Below are 22,499 nucleotides of genomic sequence, written 5' to 3'. Positions count from 1 at the left end.
ATGAGCATCGCCGCGCACCCGCCCGGATACACCGCCGGCCTCAAGGAGGCCCTCACCGGACGCCGGGACGCCCGCTTCGTCTGGCTGTGCAACTTCGAGGCCGAGAACGAATGGGCGCACCGCCACCGGGGCCTCCCGGCCCCCCGCCCGCCCGCCCGGGGCCCGCTGACACAGCGCATGGAGGAGCTGGGCGCACTGCTCGCCGAACCCGGCGACACACTCCTGCTCGGCACGGGCCTCGACCCCGGCTACCGCCGCTACGCCGAGCGGGCCGGGCTCGCCCTCCCCGCCGAACTCGTCGTCCCCGCCGCGCCCGGCGCGAGCGCCGCCGACACCAGCCGGGCGGTGCTCGCCTCGCCCGACGCGCTGCGGCGGCTGCGCGCACTCGCACGGGACGGCGCGTATCTGATGCCGATGGGCAACACGGCCCTGGAGGAGCGGATCGCCGCCGAGACCGGACTGCGCCCCGCGGTCGCCGGGGCCGGGGTCACCGAGCGCGTCAACAGCAAGATCTACAGCCGCCGGGTGACCGGGGCGCTCGGTCTGCGGACCGTCCCGGGCCAGGTCTGCGAGAGCGTGGACGAGCTGCGCGAGGCGCTCGGCCGGTACGACACCGCGCGCCGGCCGCTGATCGTCAAGGACGCCTACGGGGTCTCCGGGCGCGGACTCTTCGTGGTCGACGGCCCCGCCAGGGCGAAACGGCTGCTGAGGATGGCCGACCAGCGCGCCCGCAGGATCGGCGACGGAGCGCTCCACGCCGTCGTCGAGCACTTCCTGCCCAAGAAGGCCGATCTCGCCTACCAGTTCGTGATCGACCGCCGGGGCCGGGTACGTCTGGACTTCGTCAAGGAGGCCCTGATCGTCCAGGGCGTGCCCGGCGGCCACCGGATGCCCGCCGCCCTGGACGACGGCCTCCACGACGAGCTGGCGAAGGCCGCCGAGCTGCTCGGCCGGCGGCTGTACGAGGACGGGTTCTTCGGGGTGGTGGGCGTGGACGGGCTGCTCGGCGCGGACGGGCTGCTCTACCCCGTACTGGAGATCAACGCCCGGCTCAGCATGGGCAGCTACCAGGGCCGGGTGCTGGAGCGGTTCCTGCGGCCCGGCACCGCGGCCCTCGCCCGGCGGTATCCGCTGAGGCTGAGCCGGCCCGTGCCCTTCGCCGACCTCCTGGAGGCGATCGGCGACCCGCCCCCGGACGACGGCGGCCCGGGCGCCGTCATCACCTGCTTCGGCACGGTCAACGCGCAGGCGGGCGAGGACGGTTCCTTCCGGGGCCGGCTCCACACCGTGCTGTTCGCCGCCGACCGCGCCGGGCTCACCGCCCTCGACGACGAGATCACCGCCGCGCTGGCGCGGGTGGCGGGCATCGAAGGGACCTCATGAACGCCGCCGAACTCCATGTCCAGGGAGTACCGGTCTCCCGGCTCGCCGAACGCTACGGCACCCCGCTGTTCGTCTACGACGCCGAGGAGCTCCACTCCGTCCACCACCGGCTGAGGGAGCTGCTGCACCCCGCCGTCGACATCTTCTTCTCCCTCAAGGCCAACCCCAACATCAGCGTCTGCGCCTACCTCAACTCCCTCGGGGCGGGCGCGGAACTCTCCTCGGCGGTGGAACTCCTCACCGCCCGCCGGGCGGGCGTCGCCCCCGCCGACATGATCTTCCTCGGCCCCGGCAAGACCCGCGAGGAACTCCGCGCCTGCCTCGACGCCGGGATCTCCGCGATCGTCTGCGAGTCGCTCGCGGAACTCCGCCTCCTGGACGGACTCGCCGAGGAGGCCGGCCGCGCCGACGTACCCGTACTCCTGCGGATCAACCCCGACTTCGCGGGCCGGGGAGCCGGCCTCACCATGGGCGGCAAACCCCGCCAGTTCGGCATCGACGCCGAGGCGCTGCGCGGCGCGCGCACCGAGCTGGCCGCCCTGCGGCGGATCCGGGTGACCGGATTCCACGCCTATATGGGCACCCGCTTCCTCGACCCCGCCCACATCGTCGCCAACACCCGCCGGATCCTGGACCTCGCCGAGGAGCTGTCCCGCACCCTCGACGTCCCGCTGGAGACCGTCGACATCGGCGGCGGCCTCGGCGTCGCCTACTTCGACAACGAGAAGGACTTCGACCTCGGCGAACTCACCGGCGGCCTCAACGCGGCGGTCGAGCCCTTCGTACGCGCCCACCCCGGCTGCCGGCTGATCACCGAACTCGGCCGCTATCTCACCGCCACCGCGGGCCGCTATGTCACCCGCGCGCTCTATGTGAAGGAGTCGATGGGGGAGACCTTCGTCGTCGCCGACGGCGGCACCAACCACATCATGCCCGCCGTGGGCATCGGCGGCTTCGTCAAGCGCAACTTCCCCATCCGCTCCCTGAGCCGGTACGACGCCGAGCCGACCCACGCCTACACCGTCACCGGGCCGCTCTGCACCCCCAGCGACGTCATCGCCAAACGGGTCGCGCTGCCCGCCGTCGAACCCGGCGACCTCATCGGCGTCGAGCGCGCGGGCGCGTACGGACCCTCCGCCTCGCCCGGCCACTTCCTCGGCCACGGCTTCCCCGCCGAGGTCCTGGTCCACCGGGGCGTACCCCATCTCGTCCGGGAACGGGACACGGCCGAGGACCTGCTGGTCCGGCAACGACTCGTCGACCTCGAACCCGACCCCGACCCCGACCTCGAACCCGCACGGAACCGGAACGGGAGCGCATGACCATGGAACGCCCGAAACTGCTGTACGCCATCGAGTCGGCGCTCACCGAGGTGATGGAGCGCGACCCCGCCGAGATCACCGAGATCACCGAGGACACCCGGCTCTTCGAGGACCTCTTCCTCGACTCCACCTCCGTACTCGAACTCCTCGTCACCCTGGAGGACCTCACCGGACTCGAAGTCGACCCCGAGGAACTCGACATGGACGACTTCCGCACGGTGGGCACACTCGCCGACCGCGTCGGGAGCCGGCTTCCCGCCGGGGCCCCCGCCGGCCCCGACGAGGCATGAGAGGAGATCACGGAGGATGCCAGCTCTCCAGGCCGCCGTCAGCGTGGTCGCGCCGCCGCGCAAGCCCTATGCGAGCGATCCGCGGCTGCTCGCCTTCCACCGCGATCTGGTGGAGCCCTTCGGGGGGAGCGTCGACGAGTCCCTGCTGCGCGCCGGACCCAACATCAGCCATCAGGACCTGGTGGACCACCTCGCCCGCGCCGAGGAGATCCGGGACGCGAAGCCGGATCTGATCGTGCTCAGCCACGCCCTGCCCGACCTCCACCCCTTCACCGCCGTCGCCCCCCATCTCAATATGCTCCTGGGCGGCGGGGCCACCAGCACCGGCGTCTCCCAGCAGGGACTGGCCGCGCCCTTCACCGCGCTGCGGCTGGTCGCCGGATACCAGCGCGCCGGGCGCTGCGCCCAGGCCGTGATCGCCGTGCTCGAACAGACCACCCTGCCGGTGTACTTCCCGCTGGCGCACGACACCCCGCTGGTGGACTCGGGAGTGCTGCTGCTCCTCGGCACGGACGAGGGCGAAGGACCCGTGCTGGGCGGGGTGGAGACCCTGCCGGCCGGGACCTCGCCCGCCGGGCGGCTGGCCGCGCTGTCGGCGGCCGACCCGGACGGCACCCTGGTGGTCGCCGGGCCGTGGGTCGAGGAGACGGAACTCGGCCCCCGGGTCCACCGGGCGAACCGGGGCACCTACTGCACCAGCGTGTGGCTGGCGCTGGCCCGGCACTGGCGCGCCTGGCGGGAGGAGTACGCGGCGGTCGTGCTCTGCGACACCGACCCGCTCTCGGGCGCGAGCCATCTCGCCGTCCTGCGCGGCGGGCGGTAGACCGTGTGGCTCGGCGTCGACGTCCTGCGCACGGACGAGCTGGCCCGGCTGCTCGAACGGCCCTGGTTCCGCGCCTGGGCCTACGCGCCCCAGGAGCTGGAGATCGCGGCCTCCTTCGGCGCGCAGCGCGCCCGGGAGTTCCTCACCGGCAGGTTCGCCGCGAAGGAGGCCGTCCTCAAGGCGCTCGGCACCGGCGTCGGCGCGGGGATCGTGCCGAGCCGGGTGGCGGTGGTGCGCACCGGGGCGGGGGCCCCGCTGGTACGGCTGGCGGGGCCCGCCGCCCGGCGCGCCGAGGAGCTGGGGATGGCCGGGGTGACGGTCTCCATCACCCACAAGCGGGGGCTCGTCGTCGCGGCGGCGATCGGCCTGCCGCGACCGGGCCCCGGCGCGGACCCCGGGCCGGACCCCCGGGCGGCGGCGGGCACGGCCGCCGAGGTGGTGCGGCGCGTCCACGAGCTGGCGGCCCTGCCCTGAACCACCCTCCGGGCGCGCCGGAACCGCCGGGCGGCTTAGCGCCCGGACCCCGCCCGGAGACGGACCGCCCCGCCCGGACCCACACCCCGGGCGGGGCTCAGGGCGTTCCCGGCGCCCCGAGCCGGGCCCGGAGTTCCTTGTTCTCCGCCTCCAGCGCGGCCATGCGGTCGCGGACGGGCTGGAGCGCCTCCTGAAGCTCCTCCTCGCTGAAGCGCGGGGTGATGTGCTGGGGGCAGTTCCAGTTGAGGCCCTCGACCTCGATGGTGAACAGCCGCTCCACCCGGCCGTCGGTGCGCGGTTCGGTGAGCCGCGCCGTCAGCTCGGGGTTCTCCTCGGGCCGGCTCTCCGTGGCGTGTCCCAGGAGTTTGAGCCGGGTCTGGCGCGCGTAGTCCATGAAGAACAGCGCCACCCGGTCGTTCTGGCGGAGGTTGCCCGCGCTGATGTACTGGCGGTTGCCCCGGACGTCGGCGAAGGCGAGCGTGTGCGCGTCGAGAATGTGCAGGAAGCCGCGCGGGCCGCCCCGGTACTGGATGTAGGGCCAGCCGGTGTCGCCCACGCTGGCCATGTAGAAGCCGTCGCGGGAGGCGATGAACCCGGCCTCGTTGGGACCCAGCGGGTCGGGCCGGTCGCCCTCGGCCAGCTGCCGCTGGGCCGCGAGCGCGCTGCCGTTCTCGCGCTGGGTCGCGCGGACCGAATCGGTGTAGGCGATACGGGCGAATCTGGTCATGACGCGTCCTTGCCGTAGAGAGGGTGCGCGGCGGGGCGGGCCCGCCCGTGGTGTCCGGGCCGGCCCGCCCCGCCGTGCTGGGTGGGGAGGGTCCGTCACAGATCCAGCGTGACGGAGTACGAGGTCAGCCAGGAGTCGAGGCCGAGGACCAGCTCCACGCCGGTACGGCTCTGCTGCGGGCTGATGTCGCCGACGGCGGAGCCCAGCAGCCGGCGGGCCGCGGTGGTGTCGAGCAGCGGCAGCACCGGCGAGGAGGGGTTCGCCAGCACCGCCTCCAGCGACCGGCGGAGCGCCCGGTCGTAGGCGGGGTCCTGGGTGGTGGGGTACGGGCTCTTGACCCGCTCGGCTATGGACCGGGGCAGCAGATCCCTGGTGGCGGCGCGCAGCAGGCTCTTCTCCCGGCCGTCGAAGGTCTTCATCTCCCAGGGCACGTTGAAGACGTAGTCGACCAGCCGGTGGTCGCAGAACGGGACGCGGACCTCCAGGCCGACCGCCATGCTCATCCGGTCCTTGCGGTCCAGCAGGGCCTGGACGAAGCGGGTGAGGTTCACATAGCTCAGCTGCCGCATCCTGCGGTCGGTGCCGCTCTCGCCGGGGAGCCGGGGGGCCTCGCCCATCGCGCCCGAGAAGCTGTCGCGCAGGAAGTCCGGCATGTTGAGCTTCTGGAGCAGCCCCGGGTCGAAGAGGCTCTTGTCGTCGAAGAAGGCGCGGGTCGCCGAGGCCAGCCAGGGGAAGACGTCGCCCTGGACGGCCTCGGGGTCGAAGAACCAGCGGTAGCCGCCGAAGACCTCGTCGGCGGACTCCCCGGAGAGCGCCACCGTGGAGTGCTCGCGGACCGCCTGGAAGAGCCGGTAGAGCGAGGGCCACATGTCGCCCCAGTAGGCGGGGGGCAGATCGACGGCGCGCAGGATGGCGGCCCGCAGCTCCGGATCGGCCATCTCGGAGCTCTCCAGCAGGATCTCGCTGTGGTCGGCCCCGACGTGGGCGGCGAGATCGCGGACGAAGGGCGCGTCCGCGGTGCCGCGCAGATGGTCGACCACATGCTCCTCGCCGTGGGTGTCGAAGTCCACGGAGAAGGAGCGCACCGGGCCCGCGCCGTCCCTGGCCAGGCCCTTGGCGGCCAGTGCGGTGATCGCGGAGGAGTCCAGGCCGCCGGAGAGCAGGCTGCACAGCGGGACGTCGGAGATCAGCTGACGGTCCACGATGTCCTCGAGGAGCCCCCGGACGGTGGAGACCGTGGTGTCCAGGTCGTCGGTGTGCTCCCGGGCCTCCAGCGCCCAGTAGGTGCGCTTGGTGAGGCCGGTCCGGCTGACCCGGACGATCTGGCCGGGGCGTACCTCGTACATCCCGGAGAAGACCGCGTGCTCGGGGGTCTTGACCATCTCCAGGATCTCGCGCAGCCCGTCGGCGTCGATCCGGCGGGGCACCGAGGGGTGGGCGAGGACGGCCTTGGGCTCGGAGCCGAAGAGCACCCCGCCGGGGAGCGGGTGGTAGTAGAGCGGTTTGACGCCCATCCGGTCGCGGATCAGGAGGAGTTCCTGGCGGCGGACGTCCCAGATCGCGAAGGCGAACATGCCGTTGAGGCGGTCGACGACGCCCTCGCCCCACTCCAGATAGCCGCGGAGCACCACCTCGGTGTCGCTGCGGGTGCGGAAGGAGTGGCCCCGGGTGGTCAACTCCTGGCGTAACTCACGGAAGTTGTAGACCTCGCCGCTGTAGGTGAGGACGGCCAGTTCGCGCCCGTCCTCCTGGGCGGCCATGGGCTGACGGCCGCCTTCGAGGTCGATCACGGAGAGCCGGCGGTGGCCCAGGGCGGCGTGCTCGTCCGCCCAGGTGCCCTCGTCGTCGGGGCCCCGGCAGGACATGGTCTCGGTCATCGCGGCCAACTGGGCCCGCTCGCCGCGGAGGTCTCGCTCGAAGTCCACCCAGCCGGTGATTCCACACATGGTGACTCCTCGGGTCGTGGGGATCGCCGCACGGGGCTCGTCTCCTGAGGTGTGCCGTGCGGTCTGCCATGGGACGCGTACGCGGTATCGGGAGCGCCGTGGGGACGCCCGGGGTGGGGCGGTGGTGGCTCGGGGGCTCGGCGCTCGCGCGGAAAGGGGGGCCGATGGGTGGGATCCCGGAACTCGGCCGTCCTGGGGCTCGGTCGCCCGGGAAGCCAACTACATCGATGCCCATCGACTGTTCCGATGAGGATCGTAACACTGTCCGGCACGTATCATAAGGGCCGACTCTCATCGGAGGCTGGCATGGACGATCGGCGATACGCCTGGCTGCCCGAACCCGACCTCGACCGGGTCGAACTGGGCACGGTGCTCCAGGCCCTGGCGGATCCGGTACGGCTGCGGATCGTCCGGCTGCTGGACACCTCGGGCGAGGGCTCGTGCAGCACGCTCGATGTGACGGTCAAGCGCTCGACCGTCTCCCACCATCTGCGCACCCTGCGCGAGAGCGGTCTGGTCTCCACCCGGATCGACGGCAACGCCCGCTTCAGCCGGCTGCGCAGACAGGATCTGGAGCGGCGCTTCCCGGGGCTGCTGGACTCGGTGCTGTCGGCGTCCCCCGCGCGCCCCTGAGCCGCGGGAACACGGGAGCGCTCGCGCCGCGAGGGCGGCGGCCGGGCCTTCCCGTACACGGCTCTTCCGCGCACGGCTCTTCCGGGTGCCGCCCTCACGCGCGCGGCCCTCGTCCGTAAGCCCTTCATGACAGCAGCCCCGCCGCGATCCCGCGCGCGCACCGGATCGGCTCGGCGCTGCGCTCGCGCACGACGGTGACGGTCGCCCCGTCCATCAGCAGGACGAACTTCCGGGCCAGCGCGGCGCAGTCGCGCTGACCCGCCTCCGCGAGCAGCCCGGCGATGAAGGCGGCGACGGCTCTCTTGTGCTCGGTCGCGACCCGGTGAACCGGGCCGTCGGCGTCGGAGAACTCCGTCATGGCGTTGCTGAAGGCGCAGCCCCGGAAATTCCCCTGCTCACAGTCCTGTTCAAGGGCGTCGAAGACGGCCAGCGGGGCCCGGCCCCGGGCCTGGACCTCCGCCTCCAGCCACTGCCGCCAGAGCGTGTCCCGCTCCTCCAGCACCGCCACGACCAGCTCGTCCTTGCTGGCGAAGTGGCGGTAGAACGACGCGCGCCCGATGCCCGACGAGGCCAGCAGGCGTTCGACGCCGACCGCGCGGATGCCCTCCGCGAAGAAGAGTTCCCTGGCTGCCTCGATGAGCCGTTCGCGAGCGTGTGTGGCCATGGAGCCACCGTAATCGACCTTGACGGCAAACGGAAACGATCGGTACTGTCTTGCGGAACGGTACCGATTGGTTCCGAATGTTCGACTCCCCGCGCGGGCAACTCCCCAGGGCCCCTCGCTGCTCCGACGCCCCCTGGTACGCCCCCCAGTTGCCCGTTGAAACCTAAGACTGGACGGTTATGGACAGCGGTATCCAAGGCAAATCCGAGGCCTTACCTCCGAGCCCTGAGGGAGATCTCCCCGAGCGTCGAGCCCCTCGCGGCAGCATCTTCATGCTGGGCTTCGCCACGTTCGCCATCGGCACGGACGAGTTCGTCCTGGCCGGAGTGCTCCCCGAGATCAGCGAAGACCTCAGTGTCTCCGTCACCACCGCCGGCCAGGTGGTGACCGTCTTCGCGCTGACCTGCGCGGTGCTCGCGCCGATCCTGGCCACCGCCACCGCCCGGCGGGCCCGGCGCGGTGTGCTGATGCTCGCCGTCGTCGTCTATCTGGTGGGCAATGTCGCCACCGCCCTCGCCCCGACCTTCGCCACCGTGCTGATCGCCCAGATGGTCGCCGCCGCCGGAGCGGGGCTCTTCGTGCCGACCGCCGCGGTCACCGCGGCGGCGCTGGTCCCGCCGGGCCGCCAGGGCCGTGCCATCGCCGCGGTCACCACCGGATTCACCGCGGCCACCGCGCTCGGCGCGCCCATCGGCACCGCCCTGGGCGGCTATCTGGGCTGGCGCTCGACGATGTGGTTCGTCGCCGTGCTCGCCGTGCTCGGTCTGATCGGCCTGCGGATCCTGGTGCCCGCCAAGATCGAGGCCCCGGCGGCGGAGAGCCTGCGGGCGCGTGTCGCACCGCTCAAGGACCGCCGGGTGCTGGCCATCCTGGCGACCACCCTGATCGGCTTCACCGCCATCTACATGCCCTACACCTATATCGCCGTGGTCTTCGAGCCCGCCACCGACGGCAGCGGCGACCGGCTCGCCGTCCTCATGTTCACCCTCGGAGTGATCGGCACCCTCGGCAACCTCGCCGCCGGACGGCTCGCGGACCGCATCGGCGGGCGCGGCGTGGTGGCGGTCGCCCTGGTGTGGATGGCGCTGAGCCTGGCCGTGTTCCCGCTGGCCACCGGCGCGTTCGTGTCCGCGCTCGTGATGATCGTCGTCTACGGCGCGGCGGCCTTCGCCATCACCTCTCCCCAGCAGCACCGGCTGATCACGCTCAACCCGCAGGCCGCCTCCGTGCTGGTGTCGCTGAACGCGGCGATCCTGTACCTGGCGATCTCCCTCTCCGGAGCCGTGGGCGCGGTCGGCATCAGCTGGGTCGGGGCCAACTCGCTGCCGCTGATCGCCGCCGCGCTGGCCCTCGTCGCCCTCGGGATCTCCGAGGTGGGCCACCGGATGTCCCGCCGGGCCCCGGCCGGGGAACCCGAGGCCGGGCCGGCCGCCGCCGAACCCGCGCCGCTCAGCAAGGGCTGACCCATGAGGGAACTCCAGCGGCCGGCGCCCGGGCCGGCCGAAGGCCGCCCGGACGCCGGCCCGGAGGGACCCGGGCCCGCCGCCCCCGGCCGGGCGGCAGCCCCGGCGGCCGGGCCGTCAGGCCGAACGGCACTCCCGGTCGGCCCGGCGGGGGAGGGGCATCGCCGTCACCCCGTCCTCCCGGAGAGCCGCCGCCCCGGACTCGGCCCCGCCCCCGGCGGCCGGGGGGCGGGGACAGCCGGATCCGTCGAGGCCCAGCAGACCGGCCCGGGCGGCGACCGCCCCCGCCTGGAAGCGGCTCTCCGCGCGCAACTCCTCCATGATTCCCGAGATGTGCCGCCGGAAGGTGCGCGGCGACATCCCCAGCCGGCGGGCGACGACCTCGTCCTTCAGCCCCGAGGACAGCAGCTGGAGAATGGCGCTCTTCACCGCGTCCAGCGTCCCGCCGTAGGAGGTCGAGCCGTCCTCGAACTCCACCGCGGCGTGCCAGGCGTGGTCGTGGAACCGGCGCAGGATCTCCACCAGCGTCGGGTCGTAGACCATCAGGGGCTTCACCGCGTCCCCCGAGGGCGAGGGCAGCAGCACCAGCGCCGCCCTGCTGTCGAAGACCACCAGATGGCCGAAGAGATCGTCGGAGGTCCGGGCGTCCGCCCCGGCCGCCACCGCCTCGTGCACCCGTCCCCGGGCGTCCGTGTCGGTGCGCACGGTGTGCTGATGGAGGGTGCGCACCGACACCCCCCGGCCCAGCGCCTGGAGCGTCAGCGGCCAGACCAGCCCGAAGAGCTGCCGGGTCTCGGCGACCCCCGCCTGCATCATCAGCATCTCCGAGGAGCAGTGCCGGGCCGCGTCGGCCAGCCGCAGCCGCAGCTGCTCCTCGTTCTCGGTGACGACGATCGCCTCGTGCCGCAGCTGGGCCCGCTGCGAGGTGCTGAAGATGTCGGAGAAACGTTTCAACCGCCGGTGCGCGGCGGCGAGACTGCTCTGCTGCTCATGGATCCGCCGCTCCATGGGCGCGATCAGCTCCACCTGGGCGGCGCTGGGACTCTCCCCGGAGAACGTCCTGGTCGACTCGTCCAGCCGCACCAGCCTGAGATCCCGCAGCAGCCGCAGCGCCTGCTCGGCCTCCAGCCGCGAGACATGGAACTCCTCGGCGGCCTCCCGCACCTGGACCGCCCCGCGCGGCAGCGACCAGGAGTAGATCTGCAGGGCCAGCTCCTCCGATCTGCCGTCCGCCGGGGGCGGCGGACGGTCGTTCCCCCCGGCGCCCTGCCCTCTGAAGGGACGAGGGATTTCCAGCGGTACCGTGCGCTTCGTCATGATCGCTTCCCTTCAGCAGTCGAGATCTTCAAGAATCGCCGTGACGAACTCCGCCGTGCGGGCGGTCCAGAAAAAATGGTCACCGGGGAATTCGGCCACCCGGAAATCGCCTTCCGTATGGCCCTTCCAGGCGAGTGCCGCGGCCCTGTCGACGTAGGGGTCGTCCGAGGAGAGCAGAAAGGTGACGGGACAGGCCACCGTCTCGCCCGGAGGGCGGAGATAGGCGGAATTGAGCCGGTAGTCCTGGCGTGTCACCGAGAGGATCATCCGGCGGAACGCCGGTCTGCCGAGCAGTTTCGGCGATACGCCGCCCAGGGCGCGGAGTTCGTCGACGAGGTCGTCGTCGGTCTCCAGCGGCCGGAGCCCCAGACCGGCGGAGGGCGAGGGCCGGCCCGAGACGAACAGCCGCGCGGGAGCGCCGCCCCCGCGCTCCAGGGCGCGGGTCAGCTCGAAGGCGACGGCCGCCCCCATGCTGTGGCCGAGGACGGCCAGCGGCGGGCTCTCGCGCCAGGGGCGCAGCTCGTCGTGGATCCTTCCGGCCAGCTCCTCGATGTCGGCGGCGGCCGGTTCCGGGCCGCTGCCCCGGCGGCCCGGGTACTGCACGGACAGTACTTCCACCGAGGGCGGGAAGGCGGCGGAGAGAGGCGAGAAAGCGCCGGCCGAAGCCCCCAGATAAGGGCAGCAGACCAGCCGGAACCGTGGCTTCGGCACTGGACGGAACACTTTTATCCAGCTGCTCGGGTCGAGGTCGGGGTGGGCAGGGGACTCCGATGGCGGTGGGGTTGAAGTGCTCATTGAGCCCTCCGGGGTCGGGGGTGCCCCGGCGCGGCAGCGCGCGTCGGCGGAGTGGGCGGTTCCGGGAATCGTGGGGCCCGGACCGTCGTCGTTCGTGATGTGCTCGTGCCCATGACGGTCGGACAGCTGCGAACCTCCTCGAAGAGGACGAAGGAATCACCTTGACCGATCTTGCCGAATGGATATGCACACGTCATCGCCCGAACCGGATTCACTTTTTCGGTTCGGCACGCCCCTTGCGACCAGGGGGTGTTCTTGATCGATTTTTGAAATATCCTCAAAGGGAACACTGATTCCTCGGGGCCCGGTGCCGTCGGCTCCCGAACCCCGCCGGCCTCCCCCGTAAGGAATGCGTAAGGAACCGGTCCCGCGCGCCGGACGAAGCGCGAGTGGACCACCTTCAATCAGCTCATAGGTCTCTGCTGGGAGAATCATCCGTGAGTGGCGTCGCCAAGCCGGGCAGCAAGGCGTACAGAACGAAATTACGCACCGAGTTGACAGAGCTGGGCCTCTCGGAACACCAGGCCGCCGAGCAGATGGTGGCCGATCTGATCAGAGAGTGCGCCATGCGGCCGAGAACCGCGCACCGGGTCGCCCGGGAGATCTCGCTGGAGAAGGCGGCGGCCGACTACAACGCCCTCTCCCGGGACCCCCGCGCCACGATGACCGGCGGGCGCGTCTGGGAGTACGAACAGTGGCCGCAGCGCGGCAGCCGCCCCTCCCCGAGAGTGCTGCGCCTCCTCGCCGCCGTCTACGGCACCACCTGGGAACGGCTGGTCGACGTGGACGACCTCCGGCACATGCCGGAACACGACCGGGCCGCCTATCAGTCCGCGCTCGCCGGCCCCACCGCCGGCCGGGGCCGCGCCGGGGCCGCGAGCGACACCGGCGACGGCACGGAGCCCGAGACGGCCGCCGCCTTCGAACAGAGCGCCGTCGACTCCCTCGCCCTGGCGACCAGGGTCTCCGGGACCAATGTCGACGCCGCCACCATCGAGCTGCTCAACCAGGAACTCGTCGACCTCACCTACGTCGTCATGCACCACTCCCCGCACCGGGCCTTCCAGCGCGCCCTCCTCCTGCGCGACCAGGTCTCCCAGCTCCTCAAGGGCCGCCAGCGCCTCACCCACACCCGCGACCTCTATGTCATCGCCGCCAAGTGCTGCGCCCTGCTCGCCTGGTTCGCCGAGGACCTCGGCTACCACGCCTCGGCCCTGGACCACGCGAGGGCCGGCTGGATCTGCGCGGAGCAGGCCGACCACAACGGGGCCCGCCGCTGGATCCGGGTCGTCCAGTCGCGGACCGCCTTCTGGGCCGGCGACTACATCGAGTCCGCCCGGCTCGCGGCCGACGGCCGCGGACGGCTGTACGCGGACGGCGTGGAGCCCTATCTGATCCTGCTGGAGGCCCGCGCCTGGGCGGCGGCCGGCGAGGAACCCTGCGTACGCGAACTGCTCTCGCACTGGCAGGACGAACCCGTCTATCTCGCCGACACCCGGAGCGAGGACCTCTTCTTCAACCTCACCCGGGACCGGCAGCACTATCTGGCCGGCGGCTCCCTGCTGCTGCTCGGAAAGAACGAGGAGGCCTCCGGCGAGCTGGAACAGGCCCTCACCCTCTTCGGCGATCTCCGCCGCGAGCACCGCTACTTCGGCATGGAGCTGCTCAGCCGGATCGACGCGGCCCGCGCCCGGCTCCGCCACCGCGAGCTGGAGGCCGTGCCCCAGCTCCTCGACCCCGTACTCAACAGCCACCCCTCGCAGCGGCTGAACATGTGCATCGTCGGCATGCACGGCATGCGCGCCGAGATCTCCGAACGCCGCTTCCGGGGCAATCGCACGGCCCGCGTCCTGGCGGAGCGGATGCGGGACTTCTGCGCCCACTGGGCCGCCGCGGGCGAACAGACCGGCACCACGACCGCGTAGGCCCGCCCCGGGCCCCGGCGGGCGGACGATCACCGAAGCGAGAGAAGGACGAGAGCCCCATGCCCCGCAGCACCCCGCCGCCGCCCACCGGCATCGGCCTGACGGCCCTCCTCACGGCCGGCGCGCGCGTCGCCGAGAACATCCGCCTCGACCCCCTCTACCGGGACCATGTCGCCCCGCTCTTCCTGGAGTCGGCCGGGCCCCCGGACACCTGGTGGCCCTTCCCCGGCCGGGAGGAGGACCCCCTCTGGCACTGGCTCAACGGCTACATACCCCTGCGCACCCGCTTCTTCGACGACTGTCTCCTCGACGCCGGCCGCCTCGGCTGCCACCAGGTCGTCGTCCTCGGGGCCGGACTGGACACCCGCGCCTTCCGGCTGCCCTGGACCTGCCCCGCGCCCGGCGGGGAGCCGGGCGACCGGGCGGCGACCGTGTACGAGATCGATCTGCCGTCCGTACTCGACTTCAAGGAAGCCGTCCTGGCCGGCCGCCGCGGACGGCCCCGGTGCGCGCGCGCCGTCGTCCGCGCCGATCTGCGGGGCAGCTGGACGAGCGGCCTCCTCGCCGCCGGATTCCGCCCCGACCTGCCGACCGCGTGGCTGGCCGAGGGGCTCGCCGCCCATCTCGGCCCGGAGGAGAACGACCGCCTCATGGAGAGCGTCACCCGGCTCTCCGCCCCCGGCAGCCGGTTCGCCACCGAGTACTGGAACAGCACCACGCTCCGTACCTGGAGCGAGGCGATGGAGGGCGCGCCGTCGATGGACTTCCTCCGGCACCATCTGCGGCCGGGCTGCCGGGGCGAGCCCGAGGAGTGGTTCGCCGCCCACGGCTGGCAGGCCGACGTCCACGCCCTCACCGAACTCGCCCACACCCATCTGCGCCCGCGCGCCCTCGCCGGCGGCCCCCGGACGTCGGCGGCAGCCCGCGCCATGAACCGCGCGCTGGTCGTCGCCGCCGCCTGAGACCGCGGCCCCGCACGCGGCCCCCGCACACGGACGCGACGACGGCGGGGACCGGACACGCCCGGTCCCCGCCGTCCGCCGCGTCAGCCCCGGCCGATGAACGGCATCGTCGTCGGCATGACCGTCAGGAACTGCACATTGGTGTCCGCCGGCATGGACGCCATCAGCAGCAGCGCCTCGGTGAAACGCGCCACCGGAATGGTCGCCTCCACCGCCATCGATCCATCGGCCTGCATCGCGGCCGGCTGCGGACCCCCGTCCATCGGGGTCACATTGCCGACGTCGATCTGACCGCAGGAGATGTTGTACGGCCGCCCGTCCAGCGAGAGACCCCGGGTCAGCCCCAGCACCGCGTGCTTGGCCGTGGTGTAGGCGATCGCGTTCGGACGCGGCGCGTACGCGGAGGGAGCGCCGTTGTTGATGATGCGCCCGCCCTGCGGGGACTGGTCCCGCATCAGCCGGAACGCCTCCTGCGCGCAGAGGAAGGTCCCGGTGACCGTCGTGTCCATGATCCGGGTCCAGTCCGCGTACTCCACCTCCGTGACCGGCCTGCGGGGCACGGCCGCGCCCGCGTTGTTGAACAGCAGGTCCAGCCGGCCGAACCGGCTCCGTACGGTCTCGAACAGCGCCGCGACCCCGGCCGGCTCCCTGATGTCCGTGGGCACCGTGATCACCCGGTCGGAACCGGCCCCCGAGAGCGCGACGGTCTCCTCCAGCGCGTCCGCGCGCCGGCCGGCCAGCGCCACCGTCCACCCCTCGCCGAGCAGCGCCAGCGCACTCGCCCGGCCGATGCCGCTGCCGCCGCCGGTGACGACGGCGATCCTGCCCTCCCCGCTCATCGGGTCTCGTCCATCCAGATGCGCAGCATCCGCCGCGACGGCGCGCCCGGCGTGTCGACATAGGCCGAACGGCCGTGCATCACCCGGCTGTTGCGGATGACCAGCAGATCGCCCGCGCCCAGCCGCATCCCGAAGGCGATCTCCGGCCGGTAGAGCACCTCGTCCAGATAGTCCAGCGCCTCCCGCCGGGCCGGGCTCAGCTCGGCGGACGCCCGGACCGTACGGGTCTGGTAGTAGCAGCAGATCTTCCCGTCGTCCTGGGTGAACAGGATGGGGGTGACGATGTGCTGCTGTCCCGCCCGGCCGCTGCGGTCGAAGGTCCACTCCTCCTTGAGGAGGGCGAGCACATCGGGCCGCTCCCGCTCGATGATGTCGTGGACGTGTCCGGCGCTGGCGAGCTTGGTGTTGCCCCCCTCACTGCCCGCGGCGGGCTGGAGACAGAGGAGCACCAGCAGATCGCAGGTGTCGCAGTGGAAGCCCAGCTCGGTGTTTCCGTCGCCGTCGCGGTCGCGCAGCACCTGGGTCAGATCCCCCGCGGCGTTCTGCGGGATGATCTCTCCCAGCTCCCGCAGGGTGAACGACAGCGCGGAGACGATCGACTCGTCGGGGGCGGCGGGGTCCATCAACCCGCTGACGTGCGCGAAACCCACGGTCTTGAGGCTGTTGTCGAGGAAGGAGCCCAGCTTCTCGCGTACCGGGTCGCCCGTCCCCCACTTCTCGGCGACGGCGTCGTCCCACAGCAGCCGCCGGTCCTCGCCGGTGAACGGCAGGGACCACACCTCGCGTCGGGTGTCGAGATAGTCGCTGTTCCAGGCGATGTCGCGGAGCCTGTTCTCAGTCATGTCGTGATCAGTCCTTTCAACGGCGGCACGGTGTCGTTCACTCCGCCGCGGCGGAGACGGCCGCGGACCACAGCGTCAGCGCCTCGTCGATCTGCGCGGCCTTCACGACCAGCGCCGGAATCATCCGGATGATGTTGCCGTGCTCCCCGCAGGGCAGCAGCAGCAGTCCGCGCTCGGCGGCGGCCCGCTGGGCCCGCTGGGCGGTGAGCGGGTCGGGAGAGCCGTCGGGCAGGCAGAACTCGCTGCCCGCCATCAGCCCGAGCCCCCGGACGTCGGCGATGACGGGGAACTCGGCGGCGACCTTCCGCAGCCCCTCCAGCAGCCGTGCGCCCTGCTCGGCGGCGTTCGCCACCAGGCGCTCGTCGCGGATGACGTCCAGCGTGGCGAGCGCGGCGGCGCAGGCCACCGCGTTGCCGCCGTAGGTGCCGCCCTGCGAGCCCGGCCACGCCTTGGCCATCAGCTCGGTGGGCGCGGCGATCGCGGAGAGCGGGAAACCGCTCGCCAGCCCCTTGGCGGTGATCACCACATCGGGCACGACGCCCGCGCTGTGCTGATGGGCCCAGAACCGGCCGGTACGGCCGAAACCGGTCTGGACCTCGTCGAGGACCAGCAGGATCCCGTGCCGGTCCGCCCGCTCCCGAAGGCCCGTCAGGAAGGCCGCGGGCGCGGGGATGTAACCGCCCTCGCCGAGCACCGGCTCCACGAACATGGCGGCCGTCTCGGCCGGCGCGGTCACGGTGGCCAGCACCCGGTCGAGGCCGCGCAGCGCGTACTCGACGGCCTCCTCCTCGCTCATCCCCAGCCGGAAGGCGCTGGGGAAGGGGGCCACCGCGACGCCGGGCATCAGCGGGCCGATGCCCGCCCGGAAGCGGGTGCCCGCGGTGGTCAGCGAGGCGGCGCCCATGGTGCGCCCGTGGAAGCCGCCGTCGAACACGATCACGTTCTGCCGGCCGGTCGCGTGACGGGCCAGCCGCAGCGCCGCCTCCACCGCCTCGCTGCCGGAGTTGAGGAAGAACAGCGAGTCCAGCCCCGGCGGCAGCACGTCGCCGAGCCGCTCGGTGAGCTGGAGCAGCTGGTTGTGCAGCACGGTCGTGTACTGCCCGTGGATGAGCTGTCCCGCCTGCTGCCGCACCGCCTCGACCACCCGGGGGTGGCAGTGGCCGGTGCTGGTCACGCCGACCCCGGAGGTGAAGTCGAGATGGCGCCTGTCGTCGGCGTCGTAGAGGTACATCCCCTCGCCGCGGGTGGCGACGACCGGGGTGGCTTGCTTGAGCACCGGGGAGAGCTGGGGCATGGCGTCACTTTCTGTGGGAACGTGCTGGTTCATCAGGACGGCGGGGCCGTCAGGTCAGCTGGGCCGAGGCGGCGGTCGCGGGAAGGAAACCGGTCGTGGCGGCCCAGGAGAGAGCGGCCGACCACCACTGCGGGGTCGGCGGGGCGAAGCGCACACCGAGCCGGTCGAGCACCGACGTCGTCCATGAGCTGTCGACCATGATGTTGCGGTCGCCCAGCTGGGACCAGGTCGAAGCCAGCCGGGCCGTGGCCGGATCGTCGCGCTCCGCCCGGGCGAGCGCCGCGGCGAACGTGGCGTCGTCGGTCAGCCTGATCCGGTAGCCGTGGTCGATCATCCACGCCACCAGCTCGTCGTGCGCCACGGCGTGCGGGGTCTCCACGTGGTAGACGCCCGGGGCCGCGTGCGGATGGGCCGCGATCGCCGCGATGCCCGCCGCGACGGTGTCCGCGTGCGAGAACTCGAAGGTCGTCGCCGGCCTGCTCGGGGCCGCGCCCGCCAGCACATAGCCCCGGACCACCTGATAGATCCGGTTGTCCTGGACATTGCGCTGGAACGCGCCGGTCCGGCTGTCCGCCGCGATGTGGCCGCTGCGGTGGATGTACGCCTGACGGCCGGAGGCGGCCCACTCGCGCACCGACTCCTCGGCCCGGAACTTCGCCTTCTCGTACGGGGTGCGGAAGGTCTGGCCGATCCGCAGATCGGCCTCGCTGAACCGCCGGGGCGTCCCCTCGACCCCGCCGGAGACGGCGAGCGTGGAGACATGGTGGAAGCGCGCCCCGGGGGCCTCCCGGTCGATCCAGGAGAGCAGCCGCCGCACGGCGGTGTTGTTGGTGCGCTCCAGCTCGGTGGGCGATGCCACCAGCCGGACGTCCGCCGCCGAGTGCACCACGATCTGCGCCGCCCGCGCGCTGGCCAGACCGGCGGGGGAGAGCCCCAGACCCTCCCGGTCGATGTCCCCGGCGATCACATCGGCGCCGCCGAGCCGGCGGGCCGCCGCCGCGTCGCTCTCGCCGCGCACCAGACAGGTGACCCGCGCGCCCCGCTCGCTGAGCTGACCGAGCAGATGCCCGCCGAGATAGCCGGTCGCGCCGGTGAGCAGCACCCGGGTCGGCTCGCGCACCACCCGCCAGCTGTCGCGGGGAGGTAAGGCCCCGGTGTGCAGCAGCTGGCCGGAGGTCGAGGCGCTCGCCCTGGTGTGGGGGAGCGCCGTGGTGTCCGCGAGGGCGGCGACCGAGCGGGCGAAGGCGGCGAAGACCGCCTCCGCGTTCTCGTGGGAGAGCCGGGGCCACGCGTACACCAGGTCCGTCACCAGCCTGCCGCCGATGATCCGGGCGGTGAGCCGGATCCGGTAGAGCGAGTCGCCGGAGGCGCAGCGGGCCGAACCGGCCCGCTCGTCGGCGATCGTCCACTCCAGCGAGGGCTCGTCGGTGAGCTGGAAGGTGCCGAGGAAGTTGAACCCGGTCTCCGGGCGCGCTCCTTCGACGTCCATCGGCAGTTGGGGAGCCTGCCGCAGCTCCTCCTCGGCCCCGGCGGCGGCCCGCTCGGGCCCGCCGGTCCCGTCGACCGCCACCCACTTCACCGCGGTGAACCAGCCCACGGTGTCGAGATGCTGTCCGTCGTCGCCCTCGGTGGAGCGGCCGTGCGTCTCCACCTCCACCCCCAGCCGGGGCTGGCCGCTCCAGCCGGAGACGGCCTCGGCGAAGGCCGTCAGCAGGATCGCCTCCAGCCGCTGCGAGCGCCCGTGCCGCTCGACCAGCCGGGCGGTCGCCCGCTCGTCGAGACTCCAGATCAGCGTAGCGGGCTCGGTGCCGCCCGCCGCCTCGTCCGCCGGGAGCCGGGGCGCGACCGCTTCCTGTACGGGGACGGCCGGGGCGGCCGATCCCGCCCAGGAGTAGAAGTCGGCCGTCGGCGGGAGTGCCGCCGGCTGTCCGTCGCGGGCCGCCCGGTAGGCGCAGGCGAGATCGTCCAGCAGGATCCGCCAGGAGAGACCGTCGACCACCAGATGGTGGGCGATCAGCGCCAGCCGGTCCTCCACGCCGGGCCCGCCGCGGAACAGATGGACCCTCAGCAGGCGTCCGGCCTCCGGATCGAGGCTGCGGTGCAGCTCGGTACAGATCCCGCCGACGGTCTCGGCCACCGGGTCCGTCGCCCGGATCGAGGAGTGGCTGACCGCGTCCGGGTCGCCCTCGGGGAGCGGAACGCCGGGTCCGGCCGGGCCGACGGGGGTGCGCAGCGCCGGGTGGCGGCGCAGTACGGCGAGGACGGCCGCCGCGAGGGCGGGGGCGTCGACGGGTATCGCGCACCGCAGCACCACGGACTGGTTCCAGTGCCGGGGGTCGTCGACGGGCTGCCGGAACAGCCACCGCTGGGCGGGGGAGAGCCGGCGGTCCCCGGTGTCGACGCGCTCGGCGGCCGGGGCGGGCCGCTCCCCGGCGGCGAGGGCCGCCGCCGCCAGCAGGGTGGGCGTGGGGTGCTCGTAGAAGTGCTCGAAGCCGACCCGGTGCCCGCGCCTGCGCAGCGAGGCGATGGTCCGCATGGCGAGGATGGAGTCCCCGCCCAGGCTCAGCACATCGGCGTCCAGGTCCACCAGGGGCAGGCCCAGCGCGTCCGCCCACAGCTCGGCGACGGCCCGGGCGAGCGCCGTGCCGGCCCCGCCGTCCTCCCCGTTCCCGTTCCCGTCCTCGTGCGCGGTGCGCGCGCCGCGCGCCCGGGTCTCGATGAGCCCGGCCACGACGGCCGCGAGCCGCTCCCGGTCGAGCTTTCCGTTCGGGCCGAAGGGGAACTCCGGCACCGCGAGGATCGGCTGCGGGACCGAGTAGCCCGGCAGCCGGTCGCGGAGATGGGAGCGGAGCGCGGCGAGGGTCTCGCTCTCGCCGCCCGTACCGGTCAGCCGTACGGCGGCCAGCAGCTGGCTGCCCGTCGGGGTGCCGCGCACGATCACCGCGGACTGGCCGACCCCGGGGAACTCCTCCATCGCGTGCTCTATCTCGACCGGGTCGACCCGGAAGCCCCGGACCTTCACCTGCCGGTCGGAGCGGCCGACGAAGACCAGATTCCCGTCCGGCCTGCGGCGGCAGACGTCGCCGGTCCGGTACATCCGCCGTCCGCCGTGGCTGATGAAGCGGCGCGCGGTCTCGGCCGGGCGGCCGAAGTAGCCCGCGCTGACGCCCCGTCCGCCGATGTGGAGTTCGCCCACCGCGTCGTCGGGGGCGAGCTGGAGGTCCACCTCGCCGATGGCGGTCCCGATGGGCACGGTGGCCTCGTCGGCGGGGAGTTCACCGGCGGAGCGGGCGAGGAAGCAGGTCGCGCCGACGGTGGTCTCGGTCGGGCCGTAGTGGTTGGCGACCCGGGCCGCGACGCCCTGTTCGAGCAGGCTCACCGCGAGCGGCCGGGGCAGCGCCTCGCCGCCGAGGATCACCGTGTCCAGCGTGGGCGCGTCGGCGGGCCGGCCCGCCAGCAGCGCCGTCAGATGCGAAGGGGTCGTCTTCAGCATCGTCACCCCGGCCCCGCGCAGCGCGGCCCAGAAGCGCTCCGGGTCGCGCACCTCGTCGTCGGGGACGAGGTGCACCGACCCGGCGGTCGCCAGCGCGAGCAGCCAGGAGGTGTGCCCGAGGTCGGCCGCCAGCGTGGTCACATGGGCGACCCGGGGCGCGTCCGCCTCGGTGAGGCCCAGCCGCTCGCTGAGCGCCCGGGCGTAGTGGACGGTGTTCGCGTGGGTGACCGCGACGGCCTTCGGCTCCCCGCGCGAGCCCGAGGTGAAGGACAGGTACGCCACGTCCTGGGGCGCGCAGCCGTCCGGCGCGGGGCCGGGGACGGCGCCGATGGGCGCGCTCCCGAGGAGCGCGGCCGGGTCGATCACCTCGGTGCGGTACGGCTCGGGCGCGAGGAACTCCGCACTGGTGGAGAGCGCCAGGCCCGCTTCGACGGCCTCCAGCCGTCTGCGTATGTCGGGCGGGCTCCACCCGGGGTCGACCAGCACGGCCGTCGCCCCCGAGCGCAGCACGCCGAAGAGCAGCGCGCACACCCGGGCGTCCCGGGGACCGAAGACCGCCACCCGGTCGCCGCGCCCGACGCCGGCCCTGGCGACCAGGGCCGCGACCCGGCTCGCCACGGTGTCGAGGGCGCGGTAGTCGAAGGTGCGCACCCCGTCGCCGATCGCGGGCCGGTCCGGGTGGGTCAGGGCGTTGTGGGTCAGCAGCTCGGGCAGCGAGGCGGCGTGTCGCTTCGCTAGCGTCATGTACTCAGACCTCCGGTAGTGGCGCGGGCCGCGATGTCGCCGGCGACGAAGACGGTCAGCTCCTGCTCGGGCGACAGCCGCCGGCCGAGTTCCCAGGAGACCATCCGGTGCAGGCCGTCGAGATGGACGAGTCCCTTGCCGAGGGTCAGGCCCGAGTAGTCCTCGTGCGGCAGCGGGAGGGTGCTCAGATAGATCGAGGTGGGCGGGGCGTCCCGGAACCGGTCGAGCTTGGCCCGGCAGACCGGGTTGGCCTCGGACCACTCCGCCTCACGCGAGCGCAGCAGCCGCACGGCCCCGCCGACGGTCAGCCCGGAGCGGGGCACCAGCTCGCACCCGCCGCCCTCGCTCAGATGCCAGGGCAGCATGACCTCGCTGACGTCGGCCCCGGTGATGCTCACCCTGGACCAGCTGCCGAACGTCGCGTCCGCCAGCTCCAGGGCGTTCACCGCGTCCTGATTGGTGTTCGCCTCGTGCTCCCGGTCCACGGGGTGGTCCCGCCGGAAGTGCGACCGCACCTCGTCAAAGGTGACCGAACTGACCACATGCATCGCTGTGACTCCTCC

General features: G+C 72.9%; 19 protein-coding genes. 9 read left to right on the top strand and 10 right to left on the bottom strand.

Annotated elements, in window-relative coordinates; genetic code table 11:
• From ABD371_RS26865 to ABD371_RS26845, 5 genes are read left to right on the top strand one after another with little or no spacing between them, the layout of a single operon-like run.
• On the top strand, positions 1-1,383 hold the full coding sequence (locus ABD371_RS26865; protein WP_344482116.1) for a preATP grasp domain-containing protein: 1,383 nt from the start codon (positions 1-3) through the stop codon (positions 1,381-1,383).
• Positions 1,380-2,705 (top strand): type III PLP-dependent enzyme, encoded by a 1,326-nt coding sequence (locus ABD371_RS26860; RefSeq protein WP_344482113.1) that lies wholly within the window; start codon positions 1,380-1,382, stop codon positions 2,703-2,705. The genes ABD371_RS26865 and ABD371_RS26860 overlap by 4 nt, the downstream gene beginning before the upstream one ends.
• A gap of 2 nt (positions 2,706-2,707) precedes the next feature.
• Positions 2,708-2,995, top strand: a complete 288-nt coding sequence (locus ABD371_RS26855; protein ID WP_344482110.1) for a phosphopantetheine-binding protein — start codon at positions 2,708-2,710, stop codon at positions 2,993-2,995.
• 16 nt (positions 2,996-3,011) lie between these two features.
• A complete protein-coding gene (locus ABD371_RS26850) occupies positions 3,012-3,818 on the top strand; it encodes a hypothetical protein (RefSeq protein WP_344482106.1) in 807 nt (268 codons plus the stop codon).
• 3 nt (positions 3,819-3,821) lie between these two features.
• Positions 3,822-4,292 carry a holo-ACP synthase gene (locus tag ABD371_RS26845; protein WP_344482103.1) on the top strand — a complete coding sequence of 157 codons (471 nt, stop codon included), beginning with the start codon at positions 3,822-3,824 and terminating at the stop codon, positions 4,290-4,292.
• Positions 4,293-4,389: 97 nt separating this feature from the next.
• On the opposite strand, the gene ABD371_RS26840 is transcribed toward ABD371_RS26845, so the two are convergent.
• Positions 4,390-5,019: a pyridoxamine 5'-phosphate oxidase family protein gene (locus ABD371_RS26840; RefSeq protein ID WP_344482100.1), complete on the bottom strand. Its 630-nt coding sequence runs from the start codon at positions 5,017-5,019 to the stop codon at positions 4,390-4,392.
• Positions 5,020-5,114: 95 nt separating this feature from the next.
• Positions 5,115-6,965: an asparagine synthase (glutamine-hydrolyzing) gene (gene asnB / locus ABD371_RS26835; protein ID WP_344482097.1), complete on the bottom strand. Its 1,851-nt coding sequence runs from the start codon at positions 6,963-6,965 to the stop codon at positions 5,115-5,117.
• A gap of 306 nt (positions 6,966-7,271) precedes the next feature.
• On the opposite strand from asnB, the gene ABD371_RS26830 reads away from it, so the two are divergent.
• Positions 7,272-7,598: an ArsR/SmtB family transcription factor gene (locus ABD371_RS26830; protein WP_344482094.1), complete on the top strand. Its 327-nt coding sequence runs from the start codon at positions 7,272-7,274 to the stop codon at positions 7,596-7,598.
• 124 nt (positions 7,599-7,722) lie between these two features.
• Here the strand turns inward: ABD371_RS26830 and ABD371_RS26825 are convergent, their stop codons facing one another.
• Positions 7,723-8,262, bottom strand: a complete 540-nt coding sequence (locus tag ABD371_RS26825) for a TetR/AcrR family transcriptional regulator (RefSeq protein ID WP_344482091.1) — start codon at positions 8,260-8,262, stop codon at positions 7,723-7,725.
• 272 nt (positions 8,263-8,534) lie between these two features.
• Here ABD371_RS26825 and ABD371_RS26820 point away from each other — a divergent pair, with 272 nt between their 5' ends.
• Positions 8,535-9,725 carry an MFS transporter gene (locus ABD371_RS26820; protein WP_344482088.1) on the top strand — a complete coding sequence of 397 codons (1,191 nt, stop codon included), beginning with the start codon at positions 8,535-8,537 and terminating at the stop codon, positions 9,723-9,725.
• Positions 9,726-9,842: 117 nt separating this feature from the next.
• Here ABD371_RS26820 and ABD371_RS26815 read toward each other — a convergent pair whose 3' ends face one another.
• Together ABD371_RS26815 and ABD371_RS26810 are read right to left on the bottom strand one after the other, a co-directional pair.
• A complete protein-coding gene (locus ABD371_RS26815) occupies positions 9,843-11,042 on the bottom strand; it encodes a helix-turn-helix transcriptional regulator (RefSeq protein WP_344482085.1) in 1,200 nt (399 codons plus the stop codon).
• 12 nt (positions 11,043-11,054) lie between these two features.
• Entirely contained in the window at positions 11,055-11,753 is a 699-nt protein-coding gene (locus ABD371_RS26810; RefSeq protein ID WP_344482082.1) for a thioesterase II family protein, read from the bottom strand.
• A 521-nt stretch (positions 11,754-12,274) separates the two neighbouring features.
• Between ABD371_RS26810 and ABD371_RS26805 the strand changes: the two genes are divergently transcribed.
• Together ABD371_RS26805 and ABD371_RS26800 are read left to right on the top strand one after the other, a co-directional pair.
• Positions 12,275-13,762 carry a hypothetical protein gene (locus tag ABD371_RS26805; RefSeq protein WP_344482079.1) on the top strand — a complete coding sequence of 496 codons (1,488 nt, stop codon included), beginning with the start codon at positions 12,275-12,277 and terminating at the stop codon, positions 13,760-13,762.
• Between the two features lie 59 nt (positions 13,763-13,821).
• Entirely contained in the window at positions 13,822-14,724 is a 903-nt protein-coding gene (locus tag ABD371_RS26800; protein ID WP_344482076.1) for an SAM-dependent methyltransferase, read from the top strand.
• 83 nt (positions 14,725-14,807) lie between these two features.
• Here the strand turns inward: ABD371_RS26800 and ABD371_RS26795 are convergent, their stop codons facing one another.
• The 5 genes from ABD371_RS26795 to ABD371_RS26775 are packed head-to-tail and all read right to left on the bottom strand — an operon-like array spanning position 14,808 to position 22,484.
• The gene (locus ABD371_RS26795) at positions 14,808-15,563 is read right to left on the bottom strand and encodes an SDR family oxidoreductase (RefSeq protein ID WP_344482073.1); all 756 of its coding nucleotides are present in this window, start codon (positions 15,561-15,563) and stop codon (positions 14,808-14,810) included.
• A complete protein-coding gene (locus ABD371_RS26790; protein ID WP_344482070.1) occupies positions 15,560-16,405 on the bottom strand; it encodes a TauD/TfdA family dioxygenase in 846 nt (281 codons plus the stop codon). The genes ABD371_RS26795 and ABD371_RS26790 overlap by 4 nt, the downstream gene beginning before the upstream one ends.
• A gap of 37 nt (positions 16,406-16,442) precedes the next feature.
• On the bottom strand, positions 16,443-17,699 hold the full coding sequence (locus tag ABD371_RS26785; RefSeq protein WP_344482066.1) for an aspartate aminotransferase family protein: 1,257 nt from the start codon (positions 17,697-17,699) through the stop codon (positions 16,443-16,445).
• Between the two features lie 49 nt (positions 17,700-17,748).
• Positions 17,749-21,936 carry an SDR family oxidoreductase gene (locus ABD371_RS26780; protein ID WP_344482063.1) on the bottom strand — a complete coding sequence of 1,396 codons (4,188 nt, stop codon included), beginning with the start codon at positions 21,934-21,936 and terminating at the stop codon, positions 17,749-17,751.
• Positions 21,933-22,484, bottom strand: a complete 552-nt coding sequence (locus tag ABD371_RS26775; protein ID WP_344482060.1) for a DUF6309 family protein — start codon at positions 22,482-22,484, stop codon at positions 21,933-21,935. The genes ABD371_RS26780 and ABD371_RS26775 overlap by 4 nt, the downstream gene beginning before the upstream one ends.
• Positions 22,485-22,499: the final 15 nt, after the last annotated feature.

The sequence above is a fragment of the Streptomyces amakusaensis genome (genome assembly GCF_039532665.1).
GTDB lineage: Bacteria > Actinomycetota > Actinomycetes > Streptomycetales > Streptomycetaceae > Streptomyces > Streptomyces amakusaensis.
The sequence above is the reverse complement of the archived record's forward strand: the minus strand, read 5'-3'. Positions and strand labels throughout refer to the sequence as shown.

Coding starts and splice junctions, on each gene's coding strand:
- ABD371_RS26865 (WP_344482116.1), top strand. CDS start 1: ATGAGCATCGCCGCGCACCCGCCCGGATACACCGCCGGCCTCAAGGAG.
- ABD371_RS26860 (WP_344482113.1), top strand. CDS start 1,380: ATGAACGCCGCCGAACTCCATGTCCAGGGAGTACCGGTCTCCCGGCTC.
- ABD371_RS26855 (WP_344482110.1), top strand. CDS start 2,708: ATGGAACGCCCGAAACTGCTGTACGCCATCGAGTCGGCGCTCACCGAG.
- ABD371_RS26850 (WP_344482106.1), top strand. CDS start 3,012: ATGCCAGCTCTCCAGGCCGCCGTCAGCGTGGTCGCGCCGCCGCGCAAG.
- ABD371_RS26840 (WP_344482100.1), bottom strand. CDS start 5,019: ATGACCAGATTCGCCCGTATCGCCTACACCGATTCGGTCCGCGCGACC.
- asnB (WP_344482097.1), bottom strand. CDS start 6,965: ATGTGTGGAATCACCGGCTGGGTGGACTTCGAGCGAGACCTCCGCGGC.
- ABD371_RS26830 (WP_344482094.1), top strand. CDS start 7,272: ATGGACGATCGGCGATACGCCTGGCTGCCCGAACCCGACCTCGACCGG.
- ABD371_RS26825 (WP_344482091.1), bottom strand. CDS start 8,262: ATGGCCACACACGCTCGCGAACGGCTCATCGAGGCAGCCAGGGAACTC.
- ABD371_RS26820 (WP_344482088.1), top strand. CDS start 8,535: ATGCTGGGCTTCGCCACGTTCGCCATCGGCACGGACGAGTTCGTCCTG.
- ABD371_RS26815 (WP_344482085.1), bottom strand. CDS start 11,042: ATGACGAAGCGCACGGTACCGCTGGAAATCCCTCGTCCCTTCAGAGGG.
- ABD371_RS26800 (WP_344482076.1), top strand. CDS start 13,822: ATGCCCCGCAGCACCCCGCCGCCGCCCACCGGCATCGGCCTGACGGCC.
- ABD371_RS26795 (WP_344482073.1), bottom strand. CDS start 15,563: ATGAGCGGGGAGGGCAGGATCGCCGTCGTCACCGGCGGCGGCAGCGGC.
- ABD371_RS26790 (WP_344482070.1), bottom strand. CDS start 16,405: ATGACTGAGAACAGGCTCCGCGACATCGCCTGGAACAGCGACTATCTC.
- ABD371_RS26785 (WP_344482066.1), bottom strand. CDS start 17,699: ATGCCCCAGCTCTCCCCGGTGCTCAAGCAAGCCACCCCGGTCGTCGCC.
- ABD371_RS26780 (WP_344482063.1), bottom strand. CDS start 21,936: ATGACGCTAGCGAAGCGACACGCCGCCTCGCTGCCCGAGCTGCTGACC.
- ABD371_RS26775 (WP_344482060.1), bottom strand. CDS start 22,484: ATGCATGTGGTCAGTTCGGTCACCTTTGACGAGGTGCGGTCGCACTTC.